We start from the raw sequence: 21,391 nt of genomic DNA on the forward strand, positions 1-21,391 counted from the left end.
ATGCCGCTCGGTGGCGTGGCGCGGAAAAACGCGCAAGGCGATTGTCCACGCCCCCCGTCGCTCAGGCCGATAGCGGCAATGCGGCGCGGCGGCGGAACCAGCCGGTGACCGACAGGCGATCGACTGCGGTAGGCAGCACCTCGTGCGGGAAGTCGCCGGACATGAACACCGCGAGCGTGCCGGCCAGCGGCGCGACGTCCTGGCTGGCGGCCTCGCCCAGGTACAACCGCAGCGCCCCACCGTGCTCCGGCTGCCAATCCGGGTTGAGGTAGAACACCGCGGTCACGCACCGGCTGTCGTCATCACGAAAGCGATCCAGATGCGTCTTGTAGAACGCCCCGGGCGGGTACACGGCGAAATGGCATTCGAACTCCTCGAGCCCGAGATAGAGCTCGCGGTTGAGCTGCTGGCGCAGGCCGTCCATCAGCTGCAGGTAGAGATCGCTGGCGGCCGACTGGCCGGGTTCCAGCCAGAGGATATGGTCGCCGCGGATGCCCTCGTGCACCAGCTGGCCCTCACCGCGGCCGACCGCGGCAGGCACCATGGCTCCCTCCGCCTCGCGGCGGCGACACTCTTCGGCGAGACGGAGGGTTTCATGGCTCGGAAGAAACGCACGCTGTACCGACCAGCCACGCTCGGCCAGGTCATCGATGATGCTGGAAAACTGCAAGGTTGAGGCTCCGCGAGAATCGTGTCGCCGCCACAGCGGCCCGTTCGGCGCGCTTCGGGAACGAAGCGCCCGTCTGACATTCAAGATGATGGAGAACAGGGCGCAAGGTCATGCGCCCGACGGTCATTCTGCGGTGTCCGGGGTATCCAGGGGAATGCCCCGCAGCGGCAATTCGTCTGTGACAAATCGCCTTGCCTGCCCGCTCCCTCGACAGCCCGCGCGGCGGCGCCGAAAATGGCGACCCTTCGACAGGAGATCCCATGCGCGCCCTACTCGCCTTCGCTCTGCTGAGCATCAGCCTCGTCTGCCGTGCCGACGTCTACTCCGACCTCTACGAAACCGCCGGCTGGCCGGATCAGCGCGCCAATTTCACCGATGCGCTGACCGCCGTGCAGCAGCGCTACAAGGACACCCTGCCCGCAGCCGTCTATCAGGCGCTGGTCGACAACAGCAACCGGCGCTTTGCCGCCGAGGCAATCGACAGCCGCGCACAACAGGCGCTGCGCGAGCAGCTGGCCGAGCCGCAGCCGGCGCTGGCGTTCTTCCAATCCGAACTGGGCCGCAAGATTGTCGCTGCCGAGGTGCTGGCCGGGCGCCGCGAGCAACTGGCGCGCTATGCCAATGGCCTGCCGCGCATCGAGGCCGGGAGCAACCGCCAGTTGCTGATCCGCCATCTGGCACAAGCCCTGCCAGCGAGCGAGGCGGGTGCGGAAGTCAGCCTGGCGTTGGCCGGTGTCGCCGCCGACAGCCTCAGCCAGATGCTGCCCGGGATTCTCGCCAGCGGGCAGGCCCAGAGTCTGCTCAACAGCCAGCGCGACCGCCTGCGCGAGCAGATCGAGGGCGACCTGGACAACACCCTGCTGTACATCTACCGCGAGCTGTCCGACGCCGAACTCGAGCAGTACCTGGATTTCGCCCGCTCGGCGGCCGGCCAGGCGTACTACCAGGCGGCCCTGCAGGCCGTGCGGGAAGGCCTGGCGGTCGGCCGCGAGCTATCCGAGCCGAGCGGCCCGCAGGCAGGCCTCTAGCGAGGCACCGGCACCGCCCGGGCCGTGCGTCGGTGGAAATCGCAAGGGCGGTTACCTTCCCCCCCGCCCCGACCGTGGGGTGGAAAGCGGCGCCGCCTTTTTCACCGCCATGCCGGTTTCAGGCCGCCCGATGGCCATTCGGGCCCCCGCCGCGGCCAGTCGCTTGGCGATTTCCAACCTCACGCAACTTCACCGCAGGGTGAAAACGGCGGCCCGTCGCCGGGCGCCTGGTAGCGCGGCACTCAGGGCGCCTGCAGCGACTCCAGGCAGCCGGCGAGGTTGTCGGCCAGACGCTCCAGCAGCTGCTCGTAGCCCTGCGGGCCGACCTGCAGTTCCACGCCAAGCACGTCCAGTTCCGCCAGGGTCACCGGCAGGCCGGCGGTCAGCGTCTCGGCCAGGCGCGGGCGCACCGGCGGCTCGCTGAACACGCAGCTCGGGCCGGCCGCCTTCAGCCGTTCGCGCATCGCTGCGACGTGCCGTGCGCCCGGCTGAGCCTCGCCGCTGATGGCGAACACGCCGGCATGACTCAGGCCATAGGCCGCCTCGAAATAGTCATAGGCCTCGTGGAAGACGAAGTAGGGCTTGTCGGCGACCTTGGCCAGGCGGCTCTGCAAACGCCGATCCAGCGTCTCCAGGCGTTGCTCGAAGGCGACCAGATTGGCCTGGTAGCGCGGCGCATTCTGCGGATCACGTGCGGCCAGGTCCTCCGCCATGCGCTCGGCGATCGCCCGAGCGTTGGCCGGCAACAGCCAGAGGTGCGCATCGAGGCTGCCGGGCCGATGATCGTGATCGTGCTCGCCGGCCATCGCCTCGGCATCGTGGTCGTGGTCGTGGTCGTGGTCGTGGTCGTCACCATGCTCGCCCGCGGCCTCGGCGGCTTCACCGAAATGGCGCAGCGTCATGCCCGGCACGTCCTGCACGGCCACGCTCGGCCCGTCGCGTCCCTCGAGCACGCGCGGCAGAAAGCTTTCCAGGTCCGGGCCGACCCAATAGAACAGCTCGGCATCACGGATGGCACGCACATCCGACGGGCGCAGCGCGTAGTGATGCGCGGAGGCACCCGGCGGCAGCAGGACCTCAGGCTGGCCGGCCCCGTCCTGCACGGCGGCGGCGATCAGCTGCAGCGGCTTGATGCTGGTCAGCAGGCGAACGTCAGCGTGAGCGGCGGGGGTGCAGAGCAGTGCACCGGCGATCAGGGGAAGCGAAAAAAGAGCTTTCACGGGCGATACTCGTGCGGGGAAATTGGTACATAATAACGTCTCTCTCCGGACAAGTCGTCGCCATGCCCAAGACTACCCTGGCCTACACGCCCCATGACCATGATCACTGCGTCAGCAGCGCCCTGGCCGAGGCCGACAGCCTTTGCCTGCGCCAGGGCGTACGCCTGACCGCGCTGCGCCGGCGCGTACTGGAGCTGGTCTGGCAAAGCCACAGGCCGCTCGGCGCCTACGACATTCTCGCCACGCTGAGCGAACAGGATGGCCGCCGTGCCGCACCGCCTACGGTGTACCGTGCCTTGGATTTCCTGCTCGAGAACGGCCTGGTGCACCGCATCGCCTCGCTCAATGCGTTCATTGGTTGCAGCCACCCGGAGCACCCGCACCAGGGCCAGTTCCTCATCTGCCGCAACTGCCACACGGCCATCGAGCTGGAGCAGGCGAGCATTGCCGAGGCCATCGAGAGCGCTGCGCGCACGGTGAATTTCGCGGTCGAGACCCAGACCGTCGAGGTGGTCGGCCTGTGCGCCCCGTGCCGGAGCGCGGCATGAGCGACAGCCTGATCCGCCTGCATGACGTGCACGTCGGCTTCGCCGGCAAGGCGGTGCTCGAAGGCGCCGATCTCGAGGTCCACGCCGGCGAGATCGTCACCCTCATCGGCCCCAACGGAGCCGGCAAGACCACTCTGGTGCGGATCGTGCTCGGCCTGCTCAAGCCCGATCGCGGCGAGATCTGGCGCAAGCCGGACCTGCGCGTGGGCTACATGCCGCAAAAGCTGCACATCGATGCCACCCTGCCCTTGTCCGTGCTGCGCTTCCTGCGCCTGGTGCCGGGGGTGGACCGTGCCCGCGCGCAGGCGGCGCTGGTCGAAGTGGGCGCCGAACAGGTGATCGACAGCCCGCTGCAGCGCATCTCCGGCGGCGAGATGCAGCGGGTGCTGCTGGCCCGCGCGCTGCTGCGCGAGCCGCAGCTGCTGGTGCTCGACGAGCCGGTCCAGGGTGTCGACATCGCCGGCCAGGCCGAGCTCTACCGGCTGATCGGCCGGCTGCGCGAGCGCTACGGCTGCGGCGTGCTGATGGTCTCGCACGACCTGCATCTGGTGATGAGCGCCACCGATCAGGTGGTCTGCCTGAATCGCCACGTCTGCTGTTCCGGGCATCCGGAGCAGGTCAGCGCCGACCCGGCCTTTGTCGAGCTGTTCGGCCAGGACGCCCGCAGCCTGGCGATCTACCACCACCAGCACGATCACCGCCATGACCTGCACGGCAGCGTGGTCACCGGCCAAGGCCACGTCCACGGCCCGAACTGCAAGCACTAGACAGAGCATCAGATGCCCGATTTCCTGCTCCACGCCCTGCTCGCCGGCCTCGCCCTGGCGCTGGTCGCCGGCCCGCTCGGCTCCTTCGTCGTCTGGCGGCGCATGGCCTATTTCGGCGACACCCTGTCCCACGCCGCGCTGTTCGGTGTCGCCCTTGGGCTGATGCTCGACGTCAACCTGACCCTGGCGGTGACCGTCGGCTGCGTGCTGCTCGCGTTGTTGCTGGTCACCCTGCAGCAGCGCCAGCCGCTGGCCTCGGACACCCTGCTGGGGATCCTCGCGCATAGCACGCTGTCGCTGGGCCTGGTCTCGCTGAGTTTCATGGACGATGTGCGCATCGACCTGATGGGCTATCTGTTCGGCGACCTGCTCGCGGTGGGTAGCGCGGATCTGGCCTGGATCGTCGGCGGCAGCGCCCTGGTGCTGCTGCTGCTCGTACCGCTGTGGCGGCCGCTGCTGGCAATCACCGTGCACGAGGAGCTGGCCAAGGTCGAAGGCCTGCCGGTGGCGGCGATCCGCCTGGCGCTGATGCTGTTGATCGCGGTGATCATCGCCGTGGCGATGAAGATCGTCGGCGTGCTGCTGATCACCTCGCTGCTGATCATTCCCGCCGCCGCGGCCCAGCGTCACGCACGGACCCCCGAGCAGATGGCGCTGGGCGCCAGCGTGCTGGGCATCGTCGCAGTGTGCCTGGGGTTGACGCTGTCCTGGTTCGAAGACACTCCGGCCGGCCCGTCCATCGTGGTCAGCGCCGCCGCGTTGTTCCTGCTCAGCTTCGCCTGGCCGAAGCGCGCATGACCGATCTCAAGTACCTGCGCGGCTACCCCGAGCCGCTGCTGGCCCAGGTGCGCCAGCTGATCGCCGAGGGCCGTCTGGGCGATTACCTGCAGCGGCGCTATCCCGGCCGGCATCAGGTGCAGAGCGACAAGGCGCTGTACGGCTACGTGCAGACGCTCAAGCAGGAGTACCTGAAAAGCGCCCCGCCGATCGACAAGGTGCTCTACGACAATCGCCTGGACCTGACTCACCGCGCGCTGGGCCTGCATACCGCGGTGTCACGGGTGCAGGGCGGCAAGCTCAAGGCGAAGAAGGAAATCCGCGTCGCCGCGCTGTTCCGCGAGGCGGCGCCGGAATTTCTGCAAATGATCGTGGTGCACGAGCTCGCTCACCTGCGCGAGAGCGAGCACAACCGTGCCTTCTACAAGCTCTGCGATCACATGCTGCCCGGCTACGGGCAGATCGAGTTCGACCTGCGGCTGTTCCTGCATTGGCGGGAGCTGCAGGGTAGCTGAGACGCCGCCCCGCGTGGATGGCTGCGGCCATCCACCCTACGTCCCGCTGGCACCGAAGCCTGCGTAGGGTGGAAAACTCGCGAAGCGATTTTCCACGCGTCAGACCAGGTTGCGCCTCATGCCGGACCTGGCGCCTCATCCGCGTGGATGGCTTCGGCCATCCACCCTACGCTGACCCGTTACGCCGGGATCGTTGCCGCTGCGGCCTCGCGCGCCCAGACCCGATGCTGGCCAAGCGCCTTGGCGAAGTTGCCGAATACCGCATCGACGTCATCACCCTCCAGCAACCCGGCATCCGGAGTGAGGTTCAGCGACGCCAGCAGTGGCCGTGCCGCACCCAGCACCACGATGGGTTTCAGATGCTTGTAGGTCTCCAGCAGGTAATGCTTGGCCTCGCCGGACTTGGCCATGGCCGCCGCCGCATCGGCACCACCGGGAACGAACACCGCGTCGAACATCACCGACGGCATGCCGTCCATCGCGGCATCGACCGGCAGCATCTGGCCGTCCGCGGTTTTCACCGGGGCCGGCGACGGGCCGATTACCTTGGCCAGCGCGCCCTGCTCGGCCAGCTTGGCCTTGAACGCATCGATCGCCGCACCATCGACGCCGTTGGCCACCAGGATCGCCACCTTGCGCGACTTGATATTGCCCGGCACGTGATTCATCAGGCTCAGCGCCGGCGAACTCTGCGGGGTTGGCGTCTTCGGCGTCACGGTCGGCGCGCTCGGCACCGGCAGGCCGAGGTTCTCGGCCACGCGGCGGGCCAGCTCCAGGTCGATGTTGGCGAGGATTTCGTTGACCTGACGCTCACGGATGAACACCCGCTCCACCTTGCCCAGCTCGAAGGTGTAGGCGCCGATGATGTGCTCCTTCTCCGGCTCGCTCATGCTGTTCCAGAACAGCGTGGCCTGGGAGAAGTGGTCGCCGAAGGATTCGCTGCGGTTGCGGATCTTGTGCCCCTCGACCCGCTCCGGATAGCTCTCGAAGCCGCCGCCCTGGGCCGCCGGCGGGGTTTCCTTGGGCCAGCCGCTGTCGATCGAGTTGGGCTCGTAGTTGGCGCGGCCCTTGTTGATCGTCTGGCGATGGAAGGCGTCGCGCTGGTTGTTGTGGAACGGGCACAGCGGGCGGTTGATCGGGATCTCGTGGAAGTTCGGCCCACCGAGACGCAGCAGCTGGGTGTCGGTGTAGGAGAACAGCCGGCCCTGCAGCAGCGGGTCATTGGTGAAGTCGATGCCCGGCACGATATGGCCGATGTGGAAGGCGGCCTGCTCGGTCTCGGCGAAGAAGTTGTCCGGGTTGCGGTTGAGGGTCATCTTGCCGAGCTTCTGCACCGGCACCAGCTCCTCGGGGATGATCTTGGTCGGGTCCAGCAGGTCGAAGTCGAACTTGTGCTCGTCGGCCTCCTCGACCACCTGCACGCCCAGCTCCCACTCGAAGTAGTCGCCCATCTCGATGGACTCCCACATGTCGCGGCGGTTGAAGTCCGGGTCCTTGCCGGCGATCTTCAGCGTCTCGTCCCAGACCAGCGAGAAAGCGCCGGCCACCGGCTTCCAGTGAAACTTGACGAAGCGGCTGACGCCCTCGGCATTGATCAGGCGGAAGGTGTGCACGCCGAAGCCTTCCATCGCCCGGTAGCTGCGCGGCAGGGCGCGGTCGGACATGGTCCAGAGCACCATGTGTGCGGACTCAGGCGTCAGCGAGACGAAGTCCCAGAAAGTGTCGTGGGCCGATTGCGCCTGCGGGATCTCGTTGTGCGGCTCGGGTTTGACCGCGTGGACGAAGTCCGGAAACTTGATGGCATCCTGGATGAAGAACACTGGCATGTTGTTGCCGACCAGGTCGAAGTTGCCCTCGTCGGTGTAGAACTTGGTGGCAAAGCCGCGCACGTCGCGCACGGTGTCCGCCGAGCCGCGCGAGCCCTGCACGGTGGAGAAGCGCACGAATACCGGGGTCTCCTTGCCCTTTGCCGAGAGGAACGAGGCCTTGGTCAGCTGGCTGTGGTCGTCGTAGCTGACGAACACGCCGTGTGCGGCGGCACCGCGCGCGTGCACGATGCGCTCGGGGATGCGCTCGTGATCGAAGTGGGTGAGCTTCTCGCGCATGATGAAGTCTTCGAGCAGCGAGGGCCCACGGCCGCCGGCCTTGAGGGTGTTCTGGTTATCGGCGATCTTCACGCCCTGATTGGTGCGCAGCGCCTCGCCGGTGGCGTCCGAGCGAAAGCGTTCCAGCTGGTCGAGTTTGGCGTTGCGGTTGCCGCGGTCGACGGTATCGGTGCCGGCGAGTTCGCTCTGTTTGGGGGTCTTGTCGGTCATCTTGGGCCTCGGTGAAGGGTGTTTCCGAAACCGTGGTGAACCCACCGCTGGGGCGCGCCTTTTCCACGGTGCTCCGGTAACTGACCCGCCGAAGTCCGACAAGGTCGGTGCCGCGGCAATTTGCTTTGCCGATCGGCCCGATAGGCAATGTCTATGAACGCACGCCGGCGGCTGAAGCCTGAGCACCAGTTGCGCTAGAATGCCCGGCTTTCGCCGGCTATCCCGGCCAGGAACGACCGCACCCACAAGGTTCGCCCGTGATCGAATTCCAGCAAGTCCATAAAACCTATCGGGTTGCCGGCCGCGAAGTACCGGCGCTGCGGCCGACCGACCTGTGCATCGAGGCCGGTGAAGTATTCGGCCTGATCGGTCACTCCGGCGCCGGCAAGAGCACCCTGCTGCGCCTGATCAACCGCCTGGAGGAACCCTCGGGCGGGCGCATCCGGGTCAATGGCGAGGACGTCACCGCGCTGGATGCCGACGGCCTGCGGCGCTTCCGCCAGCGCGTCGGGATGATCTTCCAGCACTTCAACCTGCTGATGTCCAAGACCGTGGCCGACAACGTCGCCATGCCGCTGCGCCTGGCCGGCCAGCTGTCGCGTGGCGAGATCGATGCCCGGGTCGCCGCGCTGCTCGAGCGCGTCGGCCTCAAGGACCATGCGCGCAAGTATCCGGCGCAGCTCTCCGGCGGCCAGAAGCAGCGCGTCGGCATCGCCCGCGCACTGGCCACCGAGCCAGGCATCCTGCTCTGCGACGAAGCCACCAGCGCGCTCGACCCACAGACCACGGCATCGGTGCTGCAACTGCTCGCCGAGATCAACCGCGAGCTGAAGCTGACCATCGTGCTGATCACCCACGAGATGGATGTGATTCGCCGCGTCTGCGACCGCGTGGCGGTGATGGACGGCGGCGACATCGTCGAGCTGGGCCCGGTCACCCAGGTGTTCCTGCACCCGCAGCATCCGACCACGCAGCGCTTCGTGCTCGAGGACGAGGCGGTCGACGAACGCGAGCAGCACGACGACTTCGCCCATGTGCAGGGCCGCATCCTGCGCCTGACCTTCCAGGGCGAGAGCACCTACCAGCCACTGCTGGGTACGGTCGCACGCGAAACGGGCGTCGACTTCTCGATCCTTTCCGGGCGCATCGACCGCATCAAGGACACCCCCTATGGCCAGCTGACCCTGGCCCTCACCGGCGGCGACATGCAGGCGGCCCTGACGCGCTTCGATCACGCCGATGTACACGTGGAGGTCTTGCGCTGATGGATGCCTTGTTCGGCTCGCTGTTCACCAACGTCGACTGGTACGAGATCTGGCTGGCCACCCTCGACACCCTGCTGATGCTCGGCGGCTCGCTGCTGTTCACCATCCTGCTCGGCCTGCCGCTGGGCGTGCTGCTGTTTCTCAGCGGCCCCCGCCAGCTGTTCGAGAACCGCCCGCTGTACGCGGCGCTGTCGTTCGTGGTCAACGTGCTGCGTTCGCTGCCGTTCATCATCCTGCTGATCGTGATGATTCCCTTCACCGTGCTGCTGACCGGTACCTCGCTCGGCGTGGCCGGGGCCATTCCACCGTTGGTGGTGGGCGCCGCGCCGTTCTTCGCGCGGCTGGTGGAGACCGCGCTGCGCGAGGTCGACCGCGGCATCATCGAGGCGACCCAGGCGATGGGCGCGACGACGCGGCAGATCATCTTCAGCGCATTGCTGCCCGAGGCCCGGCCGGGCATCATCGCCGCCATCACCGTCACGGCCATCACCCTGGTGTCCTACACCGCGATGGCCGGCGTGGTGGGTGCCGGCGGCCTTGGCGACCTGGCCATCCGCTTCGGCTACCAGCGCTTCCAGACCGACGTGATGGTCGTCACCGTGGTCCTGCTGCTGGTGCTGGTGCAGGTGCTGCAGAGCGTTGGCGACCGCCTGGTGACCCACTTCTCCCGCAAATGAACCTGGGCGCGCGAACCCTCGCACGCCGCTCCATCCAAGGAACCGAACGATGAAGAAACTGATTGCCGCCCTGGCCACCGTGGCCGCCTTCTCCGCCCAGGCCGCCGACGAGCTGAACGTCGCGGCGACCGCCGTGCCGCACGCCGAGATCCTCGAGTTCGTCAAACCGAAGCTGGCCGAACAGGGCGTGGGGCTGAACGTGAAGGTCTTCACCGACTATGTGCAGCCGAACATCCAGGTCGCCGAGAAGCGTCTGGACGCCAACTTCTTCCAGCACCAGCCGTACCTCGACGAGTTCAACAAGGGCAAGGGCACCGAGCTGGTCAGCGTCGCCGGCGTGCACATCGAGCCGTTCGGCGCCTACTCGAGCAAGCTCAAATCGCTGGAAGAACTGCCCGACGGCGCCAACGTGGTGATCCCCAATGACGCCACCAATGGCGGCCGCGCCCTGCTGCTGCTGGCCAAGGCCGGCGTGATCACGCTCAAGGATGGCGCCGGCATCACCGCCACGCCGAAGGACATCGCCGAAAACCCCAAGCACATCAAGGTGCGTGAGCTGGAAGCCGCGACCCTGCCGCGCGTGCTGACCCAGGTCGATCTGGCGCTGATCAACACCAACTATGCGCTGGAAGCCAAGCTGAACCCGACCCAGGACGCCCTGGTGATCGAAGGCAGCGACTCGCCCTACGTGAACATCCTCGTCGCCCGCCCGGACAACAAGGACAGCGGCGCCATGCAGAAACTGGCCGCCGCGCTGCACAGCGAAGAGGTGCGCCAGTTCATCAACGAGAAGTACAAGGGCGCCGTCGTCCCGGCGTTCTGATCGGCGCCAGCCACCCGCGATGCCCAGGGCCCCGGAAGCGATTCCGGGGCCTTTTTTTTCCGATCGCCTTCCATGAGGCCAGCCTTGCGTGCCGCAACGGGCCGGCGACCTGCGTGCGAAAGCAGATGCCCGGCACGGCACCGCCGCCCAGGGGAGCGGCGACGCGCGTGCCGGCTCGCTCCGCGCGCGCAGCGGCTGCCATAATCGAGGGCCTGATCGCGGAGTCATCGCCATGCAGATCGACGAAGAGCTGACCCTGAAAAAGCTCGAGGTCTTCCTCACCTTCATGCGCAGCTGCAACATGGGCAAGGCCGCGGCGGAGCTCAACACCAGCAATGTCAGCGTGCACCGCGCCATTCACTCGCTGGAAAGCGCCCTGCGCTGCCCGCTGTTCAAGCGCGAGGGGCGCAACCTGCTCCCGCTGGAAAGCGCCTTCGTCCTCGAGGAACGTGCCCAGCAGCTGGTCAAGGACGTGCTCGAGACGGTGCGCCGCACCCGCGAAGCGGCCGGCTTCTCCGCCGAGCGCTTCAAGCTCGGCGCGCTCTATTCGTTGACGGTCAAGACCGTGCCGCAGCTGATCATGGGCCTGAAGCTGCGCCGCAGCGAACTCAACATCGACCTGATCCTCGGCTCCAACGTCGACCTGCTCTACAAGCTGAAGAACATGGAGCTGGATGCGATCCTGGTGTCGCTCAACGAGAGCGTCGCCGACCCCGACTGCGAGCAGGTCGAGCTGTTCTCCGACGACATCTTTCTCGCCGCACCAGCCGATTCGCCCTTTGCCGAGCAGGCCGAGGTCGATCTCAGTGATCTGCGCGACGCCACCTTCATCACCCTGTCGCAGGGCTTCGCCACCCATCAGGACGGCCGGCGGGTGTTCGAGCTGGCCGGCTTCGAACCCAAGGTGGCGATGCAGGTGAACGACATCTTCACCCTGCTCAGCATGGTCAATTCCGGGGTCGGCTACGCCCTGCTGCCGGGGCGCGTGGGCATGGTCTACGAATCGCGGGTGCGGCTGATCCCGCTGCAGGCGCGTTATCACCTGCAACAGCACATCGGCGTGGTGTTCCTCAAGGCCAAGGAGCGCGACCCCAACCTGCTGGCGCTGCTCGCCGAATGCCGGATGTATGCGCGGCGTGCGCTGGAGCACAACGGCCACGGCACACCGTAGGGTGGAAAACCCGCGCAGCGGTTTTCCACGCGTCGCCATAAGGCCAGCCGGATCGGGGGATCGTTGCCGGGCGGTGGAAGAGGCTTCGCCGTCTTCCACCCTACATCCGCTGTGTTGGGCAACATAGGGTGGATAACGCGAAGCTTATCCACGCAGCCGTTCGCAACGTCGCAGGATCACGATGACGCCGATGCCTCGTGTGGATGCTCAACGCAAAGGTGGAAGAGGCTTCGCCGTCTTCCACCCTACGTCCGCGGTGTTGGGCAAACGTAGGGTGGATAACGCGAAGCTTATCCACGCAGCCTTTCGCAACGTCGCAGGATCACGATGACGCCGATGCCTCGTGTGGATGCTCAACGCCACGGTGGAAGAGGCTTCGCCGTCTTCCACCCTACGACAGCATGACTAGGCGACGGCTGTCTGCCCGGATGCCACCGGAGCCGGCCGGCCCAGGCTTTGCGCTACCACGTCACCTACCATGTCCGCGGTGATCGCGCTCAGCGTCCAGCCCAGGTGCCCGTGGCCGGTGTTGTAGAACACGCACGGCGAGCTACCGCGGCCGACCTTGGGCATCATGTTCGGCATCATCGGGCGCAGGCCGGCCCAGGGCACCACGCTGCGGGTGTTGACGCCGGGGAAGCACTGGTTGACCCACTCCACCAGCGGGCGGATGCGATCGGCACGGATGTCGCGGTTGTGGCCGTTGAACTCGGCGGTGCCGGCGACGCGGAAGCGGTCGTCGCCAAGGCGGCTGCTGACCAGCTTGGTTTCGTCATCGAGCAGGCTGACCGTCGGCGCCGAGGCGCGGCTGACTTCGTCCGTCAGGTTGACGGTGATCGAGTAGCCCTTGACCGGGTAGATGTTCACCCGGTCGCCGAGCTGGGCTGCCAGCGCACGGCTGGCGGTGCCGGCGCAGACCACCAGGCCGTCGAACTCCAGCCGCTCGTCACCGCCAACGCCAGCGAGGATCACGCTGGCACGCTTGCCGTCGCTGGCCACCGACTTCACGTCGGCACCGTAGCGGCAGCGCACGCCGAGGCGTTCGATCGCCGTGGCCAGACCATAGGTGAACTTGTGGATGTCGCCGGTGGAATCGCATTCGGTGTAGTAGCCGCCGTAATAGGTGCCGGCCAGGGTCGGCTCGATGGCACGCATTTCTTCCGGCGTCACGCTGCGTCGCGGCAGACCGCCTTCGGCAAGCAGGCGGGAAACCTCAGCGGCATGATCGAAGCCGGCCTTGTCGCGGTAGATATGCAGGATGCCCTTCTTCTTCAGGTCGAAGTCGATGCCTTCGGCTTCCGCCCAGGCGAACAGATGCTCGCGCGCGGCGATCGCCAGACGCGCGGTTTCGATGGTGTTCTTGCGGTAATTGGGGATCGAGCCGATGAATTCGGCGAACCAGGAGAGCTTGTGCCAGCTGGGCTTGGGGTTGACCAGCAGCGGCGCATCGCTCTTGAGCATCCACTTGAGGCCCTTGACGATCGTCGACCAGTGGTTCCAGACCTCGGCATTGGACGCCGACAGCTGGCCGCCATTGGCGAACGAGGTTTCCATCGCCGCGTAGCGGTGCTTTTCCAGCAGGGTCACCGAGAAGCCGCGCTTGGCCAGGGCATAGGCGGTGGTGACGCCGGTGATGCCGCCGCCGATGACTGCGATTGTTTTCATTGTTGCGCTCCAGAACGTCGAGGGGTCATAGCCCGTGCGCCCAACGCGCGGCGGGCGCCCCCTCTGTTCTGGACCTGAGAGATTCACGAGCGCATGACGGCTCGCTTGCTCCTTCGGTGCGCCCGGCGACGAAAACCGGGCGGCTCTTCAGAGTGTCAGCAGTGATAGCGGTCCTTTTGCCTGAGAGTTTCCGGGGCGGTTGCTCCTTCGGCGCTGCCATGCGGCAGTCTCTCCCGCTAGCACATCGACCCGCGCCCGCTGCCTGCGGCAATCGGTCGCGAATCGAGGGTTACCCTGCCAGAAAAAACCGCCGCTGTAACCCCCCGGCTTTGGCCCGGGGCCACACGGCGCTCTGGCGGGCCTGTGCCAGGGCGTGTAGCCGCCGTAGGGAGGATGGCCGCAGCCATCCACGCGGTGAGGGTTACGCGTGGAAAATCGCTGCGCGAGTTTTCCACCCTACGCATTCGTAGGGTGGAAAACGGCGCAGCCTTTTCCACCTCTGCTGCTGCGTCTCAGCCGAGCAGCCCGCGCATGACGAAGAACAGCAGCGACGGCCCGAGCAGGCAGCCCAGCGCGGTATAGAACGCGGCGGTCAGACAGCCGTAGGGCACCAGCTTCGGATCGGTAGCCGCCAGGCCGCCGGCCACGCCGCTGGAGGTGCCGATCAGGCCGCCGAAGATCACCGCCGAGCGCGGGTTGTTCAGGCCGATCAGCGAGGCGACGAAGGGCGTGGCCACCATCACCAGGATCGCCTTGACCAGGCCGGCGGCGATCGACAGCGCCATCACCTCGGAGCTGGCGCCGATCGCCGCGCCGGTGACCGGGCCGACGATGTAGGTCACAGCGCCCGTGCCGATGGTGGTCAGGCTGACCGCATCGGTGTAGCCGAAGGCGATGGCCACTGCGACACCGGCGATGAAGGAGGAGAACACGCCGACGAACAGCGCCAGCACGCCCACCATCCCGGCGCGCTTGAGCTCTTCGACGCTGACGCCGAAACCGGTGGCGACGATGGCGAAGTCACGCAGCATGGCGCCGCCGAGCAGGCCGATGCCGGAGAACAGGGCGATATCGACCAGGCCCTTCTGCCCGCCGGTGACCACGCCGCCGATGTAGGACAGCAACAGGCCGATGAGGATGGCGACTGCCGAGCCGTGCAGACGGCCCTTGGTGAGCTTGTCCGACAGCCAGTAGGACAGCCACATGGTTGCGCCGATGAGGGCGAAGCCGCTGATCATGCCGTAGCCGGTGACCACTTTCATGAGCGATTCGTACATGGCCGTTACCCCCGTGCGCTGCTGGTGGTGGGCTTGGCGGTGGCAACCGGCTCGGCCTCAGACTTTTTTCGGCCGATGCGGTCCAGCACCGGGACCAGGGCGAAGGCCAGAACCACCGCGGCGATGCCGGCGAGAATCGCCATCGGGCCGCCGGACAGCGCGCCGTAGACGTTCTGCTGCGCGGCCATGGCGACCACGATCGGGATGTAGACGGCGCTCCAGAACTTCACGCCCTGTTCGGTTTCCGGCTTGAACAGGCCGCGGTTCTTCAGGTAACTGCCGACGAGGATGAGCAGCACCATGGCGATGCCGACGCCACCGACGTTGGCCGGTACGCCGATCAGCTTGCCGAGCAGCTCGCCGACGAAGATGCCGGTGAGGGTACACAAGGCCAGGAAGGCCACACCAAAGATGATCATTGTTCTTGTCCTTTTGGTTGCGCCGGCCTGCAGAGGGCGTGGCGCGTGTTGTCGAGGTCGTTGTTGTTATCCGTCGATCAGCGGGCGAGTCAGGCGAACGCGCCCTTATGCACGTGTTTATCGGCTCTGGCTGCCCTCCTGACGCAGCAAGGCGTCCAGTGTGTCGAGCCGGGCGCCGTCGAAGGCGGCCAGCGTACCCTGTTCGAAAACCCGCCGCGCCAGGCCGGTCAGCACCTGGCCCGGAGGCAGTTCGATCTGCAGCCGCACCCCGCGTTCGTAGGCGGTGCGCAGGGTGCCGTGCCAGTCGACGACGCGGCACATGTTGAAGGCCAGGTCGTCGCGCAGGCGCTCGCTATCGAATATCGGGCGTGCGGACGAGCTGCTCAGATAGCGAATTTGCGGAGCGCGCAGGCTGACGCCGGCGAAGGCTTCGGCCAGCCCACGCGCCGGCTGCTCGAGCAGCACGCAATGCGACGGCACGCTCATCGCCAGACGCCGCGCACAGGAGGCACCGAGGGCCTTGGCGCGGGCGGCGACCGCGGCCATGGCGGCGTCGCTGCCGGCGATGACGAGCTGGTTGTCGGCGTTGATATTGGCCAGGTAGGCGGGCTCCGCGACCTCCGTCAGCAGGCCCTCGACCGTGCTCAGCGACAGACCGAGGATGGCGGTCATGCCATAGCCGTGCGGGTAGGCCTGCTGCATCAGCTCGCCACGCAGCGAGACCAGCCGCACCGCGTCGCGATAGTCCAGCGTCCCGGCGACCACCGCCGCGGCATAGGCGCCGATGGACAGCCCGGCGACATAATCCGGGCGCTGGCCATCGCGCATCAGCAGCCGCGCTCCGGCGACCCCGGCGATCAGCAGGCAGAGCTGTACGGCACGGGTCGATTGCAACGCTTCGGCCGAATCGAGCAGCAGCGCATCCTCGCCGAGCACCGCACTGGCCTGCGCCAGGCATTCGAGGACTTCAGGCTCCTGCGGCAGACACTGGAGCATGCCGGGCTTCTGCGCGCCCTGACCAGGAAAGGCGAACAGGCTGCTCATGCCGCACGCTCCGCTTGCCAGGGATCGCTCACCAGACGCGGTCCTTCGGCAGCCTTGACCAGCACCCGCGCGGCGCCGCCGGCCCATTCGCCGAGCGCCACACCGCCCAGCGGAGTTTCCAGTTGCAGGTCGACGCGGCAGGCGCGACCTTCCAGCAGCTGCAACAGTGGACGCGCCTCGCTGCGTGGCAGCGGGCGCTCGGCCCTGAGCAGCAGGTCCAGATCGCTGTCCGGGTGCGCCGTCGGCAGCCCGGTGGCGAGCTGAAAACCCGCCGAGCCGGTAACGCCCCAGGCGTGGCCCAGCGCATCGAGCAAGGGGCGTAGCTCGGCCAGCACGCGAAACACCGGCAGATCCTCAGTGGCCCGACGACCGAGCAGTTCTTCCGGCGCCAACCGATGAGCGATCGCCTCGACCGGCATCAGCGCGGCCAGGCGTTGATCACGCGTCGCCCCGCGCAACCCGACCGCAACCAGGCCGGCGGCCACACGCGCACGCCGCACCACCACCGGCTGGCCAGCGGCGAGCACAGCGACCGCCCAGGCTGGCGCATCGGTCGGCAGCTGTGCCGGGGTCATGCCCCAGAGCAGGTCGTGGGGGCGAGGTGTGTCGTGCATCTGCAGCCTCCTCGTAATTGTTGTTGTCGAGTCGCTGATCGCTGTGGCGAATAGGGCCGCGTCAGGTGTTCGCTACCACTGCGCGCGCAGCAGCTCGCGCACCCGCGACGACGCCTCGCGGTTCGGCGCGCCGAGGCGGCCGCGCAGGTCGCTGCTGTCGCCGATATCCACGACAGCCTTGGCGAGACAGTCGCGCACACGCGCCAGGTCGTCCGCCGAGGGCTGCTCGATGCTGTCCACCGAGAGGGTTTCCCAGAGCAGGCCGAGGGTCGCGTAGTTGTCGATGTCGTAGGCCATTGGCGGCACCGATTCGGCCAGGGCTTCCAGCTCCTCGACGCTGCGCAGGGTGATGCGCGCCGCGGCGGCCTTGCCCATGGCGTGCACCATCACGCCCGGATCGCGCAGTGCGATGATCCGCTGGGCCTGATAACCGTGCGCGAGAAAGGCACCGGACATGGCCTTGCCCACCAGCAGCGCGATCACCGGGTGCCCGGCCAGCCGTGCGCGGGCATAGCCATCCACCGCACCGGCCAGCGCCTGGTGAATGCCCAGCGCCTCCTCGCGGCGGCCATAGGCCTGGCTCGGCACGTCGACCACGGCGACCAGCACACGCTTGTCCGCCTTGTCGCGATCGGCCGCGATCACCTCGTCCAGCGCCTGGCCCAGGGCCCAGCCTTCGAGCAGACCGACCTCGCCATTGCGCGCGCGCGGGAAGGGATTCTCGGCATCCGGCACCACGGCGATATAGCGGGCGGCGCGCTCACCGAGCGTGCCGTCGACCACCTTCAGCGAGGCCGGATAGCCCGCCAGTGCCTGGCCGCCGGCCAGGGCTTGCAACCAGTTCAGTCCACGGCTCATTGGGCATCTCCTCTGTAGATGGCGCGCACGGCGGCAGCATCGAGCTGCGTGCGGGTATCGACGTCGGCCAGGCGCTGGAGGTACCAGGCGTGGCGGCGGCTGCGCGGCTGCAGTGGCTTGCCGAAGGCGAACAGTTCGTGCAGTTGCGCGCGGATGGCGTCGGTGTCGTCGGCGACGTAGGCGTCCACCAGCCCCGAGGCATAGCGCTGCTCGCCACCGGTCAGGCTCCAGATGAAGGGGCGGTCGCGGGAGTCGTACTCGTCGAGACCGGCTTCCTGCTCGATCACCTGCGGGCCGTTGAGACCGACGCGGGCCTCACGGGTAACGATCAGGTAGCTGCACAACCCGGCGGCGATGGACATGCCGCCGAAGCAGCCGACGGAGCCGGCGACCACGCCGATCACCGGCTGGTAGTCGCGCAGTTCGACGATGGCCGCCTGGATTTCGGCGATGGCAGCCAGGCCCAGGTTGGCCTCCTGCAAACGCACGCCGCCGGTTTCCAGCAGGAGCACGGCGCGGGTCGGGATGCCGTTGCGGTTGTCTTCGGCAGCCAGCTCCAGCGCGCCGGCGATCTTCGCGCCGCCGACTTCCCCCATGCTGCCGCCCTGGAAGGCGCCTTCGATGGCGGCGATCACCGCCGGCTGGCCGTCAAGGGTGCCCTTGGCGACCACCACGCCGTCGTCGGCCTGGGTGACGATGCCCTGCTTCGGCAGCCAGGGCGAGGTGACGCGATTGAACGGATCGAGCAGTTCGCGGAAGCTGCCTTCGTCCAGCAGTGCGCGGGCACGCTGGCGGGCACCGAGTTCGACGAAGCTGCGCGACTCGAGTAAACGGGCCACGGTGTTAGCGGACACATCAGTCATGGCCGACTTCCTCCAGTCCCTGCTCCAGGCGCAGACGCACTACGCCGGGCGTGGCCCCAAAATCGTGAATATCGATGTTCAATGCCGGTGGCGTCTGCTCGCGGAACATCCGCTCGAACAGGCTCTTCCAGCGTTGCTCGGCACCATTGACCGAGGTGACTACCTGGATCGCCAGCTTGCCGGCCTGGCCGGGTTCCAGCAGCACTTCCAGATCGCCCGAGCCGACCACGCCGACCAGGGCCTTGCCGCGGGCGGGTTGCCCGGCGGCGAATTCGAAAGACAGGGTTTCCATGTTCAGTTGCTCCCAGTCGGCGCCGGCGCATGCGGTGCCAGACGGTCGAGGAAAAGGGTGGCGGCCAGGAGGTCGGCGGCGCCCCCCGGCGAGGCGTTGAGGGCGAGCATGTCGCGATCGAGCAGGCGCAGCTGGCGACGACCGGCGAGGCTGGCGGCACCACCGGCTTCGAGCACGGCGCGGGCTCCGGCCTGCATGCGGGTCAGCCCTTCCAGACCGGCGCGATGCAGCACGCAGGTGTCGGTCAGGCTGCTCATGATCGCCAGCAGTGCATCGAGCCTGGCGTTCTGCTCGCCGGCGCCGGCGCGGCGACTGGCCAGGAGTTGCAGCAAGCCGTCTTCGATGACCGCGGGAAAGCCGTGCTGCGCCTGTTCGCGGGCGCCGAGCACGCCGTAGCGACGGCAGACCCGCGCGCCGTGACTGTCCGGGTTGTGCGGCGCGGCAGGGTCGTCCAGCCGCGCCAGGGCGGCCGCGCTGGCGGCGATCCCGCCGGCCGAAGCGCCGCTTTCCAGCATGGCCGCCGCGCTGAGCAGCCCCAGCGCCCAGATCGCGCCGCGATGGGTGTTGACCCCGGCGGTGACGCGCAGCATCTCCGCTTCGCCGTCGCGGCCCAGCTGGCCGAGGGTTTCACGCAGCGCCTGGCTGACCCGACCTTCGCGCCGCGCGGCATCGGCCATGGCGGCGAAGGCCGGCCACAGCGACTGCGCCGAGGCGTGCATCAGCCCCAGGTGCAGATCGCTGTGCGCGCCACTGCCGCGCCGGTCGACCAGCCCCGGCTTGGGCGACAGGTCGGCCTCGTCGACCAGCGCCTGCACCGCCAGATCGGCCAGGTGCTCGGCCGCGGACGGCGCCTGTCGTGCAATGAGTGCGCTCATCACCAGCTCCTGAACTTGGCAGGCGGGTTGTAGAGGCCGCCGGACCACTCCACCAGCTCGGCGATGCTCTTGGCGGCGAGCAGCTCGCGGGTGGCGTCGTTACGGCGGATGCCGAGGTCTTCCGGCAGGGCGATCAACCCTTCGCGGCGCATGCGCTCGGTGTCCTTCGGGTTGTGCCGCACGCCGATGCTGGTAACGCCGGCCACCGCGGCGATCATCGCCTGGCGTTCTTCCAGCGAGCGGGCCTTGTACAGGTAGGCGATGCCTTCCTCGGTGAGCAGGTGGGTGACGTCGTCGCCGTAGATCATGATCGGCGCCAGCGGCATGCCGCTCTTCTTCGCCACCTCCACCGCGTCGAGCTGCTCGACGAAGGTGGGTTTGCCGCCTTCCTGGAAGGTCTCGACCATCTGCACCACGAGCTTCTTGCCGCGCTCGAGCATGGTCACCGGGGCCTCGCCGCCGGGCATGGCCATGTCCAGCCAGGCCGGGGTCGGATGGCGGCGACCGCGTGGGTCGTGGCCCATGTTCGGCGCACCGCCAAAACCGGCCAGGCGGCCGCGGGTGACGGTGGAGGAATGCCCATCACCATCAACCTGCAGGGTGGCGCCGATGAACAGGTCCACGGCGTACTGCCCGGCCAGCTGGCACATCATGCGATTGGAGCGCATCGAGCCGTCGCGGCCGGTGAAGAACACGTCCGGGCGCTGGGCGATGTAGTTCTCCATGCCCAGCTCGGTGCCGAAGCAATGCACGCTCTCGACCCAGCCGGTCTCGATCGCCGGGATCAGCGTCGGGTGCGGGTTGAGCGTCCAGTTGCGGCAGATCTTGCCTTTCAGGCCGAGGGATTCGCCGTAGGTCGGCAGGATCAGCTCGATGGCGGCGGTGTTGAAACCGATGCCGTGGTTGAGCGACTGCACGTTGTGTTTTTCGTAGATGCCGCGGATCGCCATCATCGCCATCAGCACGTGCACCGGCTTGATGTGGCGCGGGTCGCGGGTGAACAGCGGCTCGATGTAGAACGGCTTGTCCGCCACCACGACGAAATCGACCCAGCTCGCCGGGATGTCCACGCGCGGCAGCTCGTCGACGATTTCATTGACCTGGACGATGACGATGCCGTCGCTGAAGGCGGTCGGCTCGACCAGCGCCGGGGTGTCTTCGGTGCTGGGGCCGGTGTAGATGTTGCCGTGGCGATCGGCCTGGAAGCCGGCCACCAGCGCGACGTTGGGGATCAGGTCCACCAAGAGGCGCGAGTAGAGTTCGATGTAGGTGTGGATGGCGCCGACTTCCAGCAGGCCGTCCTCGAGCAGCTGGCTGATGCGCAGGCTCTGCGGGCCGGCGAAGGAAAAGTCGAGCTTGCGCGCGATCTGCCGCTCGAACAGATCCAGGTGCTCGGCGCGGCTGACGCTCGGCATGATCATGTGCAGGTCGTGCAGCTTGCCGGGGTCGGCCTTGGCCAGGGAGCGGGAGAGGAAGTCCGCCTGCTTCTGGTTGTTGCCCTCGAGCACCACCCGGTCGCCAGGGGCGATCAAGAGTTCGAGGGCCTCGACGATCCGCTCGCCCGGCAGTACCACGCCATCGGCGAGGCTCTGCACCTGATCGAGACGACGGGCTTTTTCAGCGCGACGACGCGACCACTGCGGCGGTGGGGAGATTGTTGTTGTCATGGCGACTCCACAGGTTTTCCGCTTTGTGGAGCGCACAGTAG

The 21,391-nt window shown here is 67.5% G+C and carries 22 protein-coding genes and 1 riboswitch; of the genes, 9 read left to right on the plus strand and 13 right to left on the minus strand.

Annotated features, from left to right (window positions below):
* Nucleotides 1-61 precede the first annotated feature (61 nt).
* On the minus strand, nucleotides 62-670 hold the full coding sequence (locus tag CL52_RS19905) for a 2OG-Fe(II) oxygenase (protein ID WP_041109024.1): 609 nt from the start codon (nucleotides 668-670) through the stop codon (nucleotides 62-64).
* A gap of 260 nt (nucleotides 671-930) precedes the next feature.
* Between CL52_RS19905 and CL52_RS19910 the strand changes: the two genes are divergently transcribed.
* The gene (locus CL52_RS19910; protein ID WP_041109026.1) at nucleotides 931-1,698 is read left to right on the plus strand and encodes a DUF2059 domain-containing protein; all 768 of its coding nucleotides are present in this window, start codon (nucleotides 931-933) and stop codon (nucleotides 1,696-1,698) included.
* A 242-nt stretch (nucleotides 1,699-1,940) separates the two neighbouring features.
* On the opposite strand, the gene znuA is transcribed toward CL52_RS19910, so the two are convergent.
* The gene (gene znuA, locus CL52_RS19915; protein WP_043222715.1) at nucleotides 1,941-2,918 is read right to left on the minus strand and encodes a zinc ABC transporter substrate-binding protein ZnuA; all 978 of its coding nucleotides are present in this window, start codon (nucleotides 2,916-2,918) and stop codon (nucleotides 1,941-1,943) included.
* A 62-nt stretch (nucleotides 2,919-2,980) separates the two neighbouring features.
* On the opposite strand from znuA, the gene zur reads away from it, so the two are divergent.
* From zur to CL52_RS19935, 4 genes are read left to right on the plus strand one after another with little or no spacing between them, the layout of a single operon-like run.
* Entirely contained in the window at nucleotides 2,981-3,466 is a 486-nt protein-coding gene (gene zur, locus CL52_RS19920) for a zinc uptake transcriptional repressor Zur (protein ID WP_043222717.1), read from the plus strand.
* Nucleotides 3,463-4,233: a zinc ABC transporter ATP-binding protein ZnuC gene (gene znuC / locus CL52_RS19925; RefSeq protein WP_041109032.1), complete on the plus strand. Its 771-nt coding sequence runs from the start codon at nucleotides 3,463-3,465 to the stop codon at nucleotides 4,231-4,233. The genes zur and znuC overlap by 4 nt, the downstream gene beginning before the upstream one ends.
* A 12-nt stretch (nucleotides 4,234-4,245) precedes the next feature.
* Nucleotides 4,246-5,031, plus strand: coding sequence for a zinc ABC transporter permease subunit ZnuB (gene znuB / locus CL52_RS19930; protein WP_041109034.1), 786 nt, complete (start codon nucleotides 4,246-4,248; stop codon nucleotides 5,029-5,031).
* Nucleotides 5,028-5,525 carry a YgjP-like metallopeptidase domain-containing protein gene (locus CL52_RS19935; protein WP_043222719.1) on the plus strand — a complete coding sequence of 166 codons (498 nt, stop codon included), beginning with the start codon at nucleotides 5,028-5,030 and terminating at the stop codon, nucleotides 5,523-5,525. The genes znuB and CL52_RS19935 overlap by 4 nt, the downstream gene beginning before the upstream one ends.
* 179 nt (nucleotides 5,526-5,704) lie before the next feature.
* On the opposite strand, the gene katE is transcribed toward CL52_RS19935, so the two are convergent.
* Entirely contained in the window at nucleotides 5,705-7,885 is a 2,181-nt protein-coding gene (katE, locus tag CL52_RS19940) for a catalase HPII (RefSeq protein WP_256363840.1), read from the minus strand.
* 212 nt (nucleotides 7,886-8,097) lie between these two features.
* Between katE and CL52_RS19945 the strand changes: the two genes are divergently transcribed.
* From CL52_RS19945 to CL52_RS19960, 4 genes are all read left to right on the plus strand, one after another.
* Nucleotides 8,098-9,105, plus strand: a complete 1,008-nt coding sequence (locus tag CL52_RS19945) for a methionine ABC transporter ATP-binding protein (RefSeq protein WP_041109040.1) — start codon at nucleotides 8,098-8,100, stop codon at nucleotides 9,103-9,105.
* On the plus strand, nucleotides 9,105-9,782 hold the full coding sequence (locus CL52_RS19950) for a methionine ABC transporter permease (RefSeq protein ID WP_043222723.1): 678 nt from the start codon (nucleotides 9,105-9,107) through the stop codon (nucleotides 9,780-9,782). Before CL52_RS19945 ends, CL52_RS19950 begins: the two co-directional genes overlap by 1 nt.
* A gap of 49 nt (nucleotides 9,783-9,831) precedes the next feature.
* The gene (locus tag CL52_RS19955) at nucleotides 9,832-10,605 is read left to right on the plus strand and encodes a MetQ/NlpA family ABC transporter substrate-binding protein (protein WP_043222724.1); all 774 of its coding nucleotides are present in this window, start codon (nucleotides 9,832-9,834) and stop codon (nucleotides 10,603-10,605) included.
* 232 nt (nucleotides 10,606-10,837) lie between these two features.
* On the plus strand, nucleotides 10,838-11,776 hold the full coding sequence (locus tag CL52_RS19960; RefSeq protein ID WP_043222726.1) for a LysR family transcriptional regulator: 939 nt from the start codon (nucleotides 10,838-10,840) through the stop codon (nucleotides 11,774-11,776).
* A gap of 405 nt (nucleotides 11,777-12,181) precedes the next feature.
* On the opposite strand, the gene CL52_RS19965 is transcribed toward CL52_RS19960, so the two are convergent.
* The 10 genes from CL52_RS19965 to mdcA all read right to left on the minus strand — a co-directional run bounded on the left by CL52_RS19965 (nucleotide 12,182) and on the right by mdcA (nucleotide 21,350).
* The gene (locus CL52_RS19965) at nucleotides 12,182-13,441 is read right to left on the minus strand and encodes a D-amino acid dehydrogenase (protein WP_043222728.1); all 1,260 of its coding nucleotides are present in this window, start codon (nucleotides 13,439-13,441) and stop codon (nucleotides 12,182-12,184) included.
* 158 nt (nucleotides 13,442-13,599) lie between these two features.
* A riboswitch (glycine riboswitch) is annotated at nucleotides 13,600-13,687 on the minus strand.
* Between the two features lie 266 nt (nucleotides 13,688-13,953).
* Nucleotides 13,954-14,718, minus strand: a complete 765-nt coding sequence (gene madM / locus CL52_RS19970; protein ID WP_043222729.1) for a malonate transporter subunit MadM — start codon at nucleotides 14,716-14,718, stop codon at nucleotides 13,954-13,956.
* Between the two features lie 5 nt (nucleotides 14,719-14,723).
* On the minus strand, nucleotides 14,724-15,137 hold the full coding sequence (gene madL / locus CL52_RS19975) for a malonate transporter subunit MadL (RefSeq protein ID WP_023444066.1): 414 nt from the start codon (nucleotides 15,135-15,137) through the stop codon (nucleotides 14,724-14,726).
* Between the two features lie 117 nt (nucleotides 15,138-15,254).
* Nucleotides 15,255-16,181, minus strand: coding sequence for a malonate decarboxylase subunit epsilon (gene mdcH / locus CL52_RS19980; protein WP_043222732.1), 927 nt, complete (start codon nucleotides 16,179-16,181; stop codon nucleotides 15,255-15,257).
* The gene (locus tag CL52_RS19985; protein ID WP_043222734.1) at nucleotides 16,178-16,795 is read right to left on the minus strand and encodes a malonate decarboxylase holo-ACP synthase; all 618 of its coding nucleotides are present in this window, start codon (nucleotides 16,793-16,795) and stop codon (nucleotides 16,178-16,180) included. Before CL52_RS19985 ends, mdcH begins: the two co-directional genes overlap by 4 nt.
* Before the next feature lie 72 nt (nucleotides 16,796-16,867).
* A complete protein-coding gene (mdcE, locus tag CL52_RS19990) occupies nucleotides 16,868-17,653 on the minus strand; it encodes a biotin-independent malonate decarboxylase subunit gamma (protein ID WP_043222736.1) in 786 nt (261 codons plus the stop codon).
* Nucleotides 17,650-18,516, minus strand: a complete 867-nt coding sequence (locus CL52_RS19995) for a biotin-independent malonate decarboxylase subunit beta (RefSeq protein WP_043222738.1) — start codon at nucleotides 18,514-18,516, stop codon at nucleotides 17,650-17,652. The genes mdcE and CL52_RS19995 overlap by 4 nt, the downstream gene beginning before the upstream one ends.
* A complete protein-coding gene (locus CL52_RS20000; protein ID WP_003281886.1) occupies nucleotides 18,509-18,808 on the minus strand; it encodes a malonate decarboxylase subunit delta in 300 nt (99 codons plus the stop codon). Before CL52_RS20000 ends, CL52_RS19995 begins: the two co-directional genes overlap by 8 nt.
* A 2-nt stretch (nucleotides 18,809-18,810) precedes the next feature.
* Nucleotides 18,811-19,683, minus strand: a complete 873-nt coding sequence (locus tag CL52_RS20005; protein WP_043222743.1) for a triphosphoribosyl-dephospho-CoA synthase — start codon at nucleotides 19,681-19,683, stop codon at nucleotides 18,811-18,813.
* Nucleotides 19,683-21,350, minus strand: coding sequence for a malonate decarboxylase subunit alpha (gene mdcA / locus CL52_RS20010; protein WP_043222745.1), 1,668 nt, complete (start codon nucleotides 21,348-21,350; stop codon nucleotides 19,683-19,685). The genes CL52_RS20005 and mdcA overlap by 1 nt, the downstream gene beginning before the upstream one ends.
* Nucleotides 21,351-21,391 lie beyond the last annotated feature (41 nt).

The organism is Stutzerimonas balearica DSM 6083 (assembly GCF_000818015.1).
GTDB classification, from domain to species: Bacteria; Pseudomonadota; Gammaproteobacteria; order Pseudomonadales; family Pseudomonadaceae; genus Stutzerimonas; species Stutzerimonas balearica.

Bases quoted from the DNA above. Each gene is read 5' to 3' on its own strand.
- CL52_RS19910 (WP_041109026.1), top strand. From the start codon at position 931: ATGCGCGCCCTACTCGCCTTCGCTCTGCTGAGCATCAGCCTCGTCTGC.
- zur (WP_043222717.1), top strand. From the start codon at position 2,981: ATGCCCAAGACTACCCTGGCCTACACGCCCCATGACCATGATCACTGC.
- znuC (WP_041109032.1), top strand. From the start codon at position 3,463: ATGAGCGACAGCCTGATCCGCCTGCATGACGTGCACGTCGGCTTCGCC.
- znuB (WP_041109034.1), top strand. From the start codon at position 4,246: ATGCCCGATTTCCTGCTCCACGCCCTGCTCGCCGGCCTCGCCCTGGCG.
- CL52_RS19935 (WP_043222719.1), top strand. From the start codon at position 5,028: ATGACCGATCTCAAGTACCTGCGCGGCTACCCCGAGCCGCTGCTGGCC.
- CL52_RS19950 (WP_043222723.1), top strand. From the start codon at position 9,105: ATGGATGCCTTGTTCGGCTCGCTGTTCACCAACGTCGACTGGTACGAG.
- CL52_RS19955 (WP_043222724.1), top strand. From the start codon at position 9,832: ATGAAGAAACTGATTGCCGCCCTGGCCACCGTGGCCGCCTTCTCCGCC.
- CL52_RS19960 (WP_043222726.1), top strand. From the start codon at position 10,838: ATGCAGATCGACGAAGAGCTGACCCTGAAAAAGCTCGAGGTCTTCCTC.
- CL52_RS19965 (WP_043222728.1), bottom strand. From the start codon at position 13,441: ATGAAAACAATCGCAGTCATCGGCGGCGGCATCACCGGCGTCACCACC.
- madM (WP_043222729.1), bottom strand. From the start codon at position 14,718: ATGTACGAATCGCTCATGAAAGTGGTCACCGGCTACGGCATGATCAGC.
- madL (WP_023444066.1), bottom strand. From the start codon at position 15,137: ATGATCATCTTTGGTGTGGCCTTCCTGGCCTTGTGTACCCTCACCGGC.
- mdcH (WP_043222732.1), bottom strand. From the start codon at position 16,181: ATGAGCAGCCTGTTCGCCTTTCCTGGTCAGGGCGCGCAGAAGCCCGGC.
- CL52_RS19985 (WP_043222734.1), bottom strand. From the start codon at position 16,795: ATGCACGACACACCTCGCCCCCACGACCTGCTCTGGGGCATGACCCCG.
- mdcE (WP_043222736.1), bottom strand. From the start codon at position 17,653: ATGAGCCGTGGACTGAACTGGTTGCAAGCCCTGGCCGGCGGCCAGGCA.
- CL52_RS19995 (WP_043222738.1), bottom strand. From the start codon at position 18,516: ATGACTGATGTGTCCGCTAACACCGTGGCCCGTTTACTCGAGTCGCGC.
- CL52_RS20000 (WP_003281886.1), bottom strand. From the start codon at position 18,808: ATGGAAACCCTGTCTTTCGAATTCGCCGCCGGGCAACCCGCCCGCGGC.
- CL52_RS20005 (WP_043222743.1), bottom strand. From the start codon at position 19,683: ATGAGCGCACTCATTGCACGACAGGCGCCGTCCGCGGCCGAGCACCTG.
- mdcA (WP_043222745.1), bottom strand. From the start codon at position 21,350: ATGACAACAACAATCTCCCCACCGCCGCAGTGGTCGCGTCGTCGCGCT.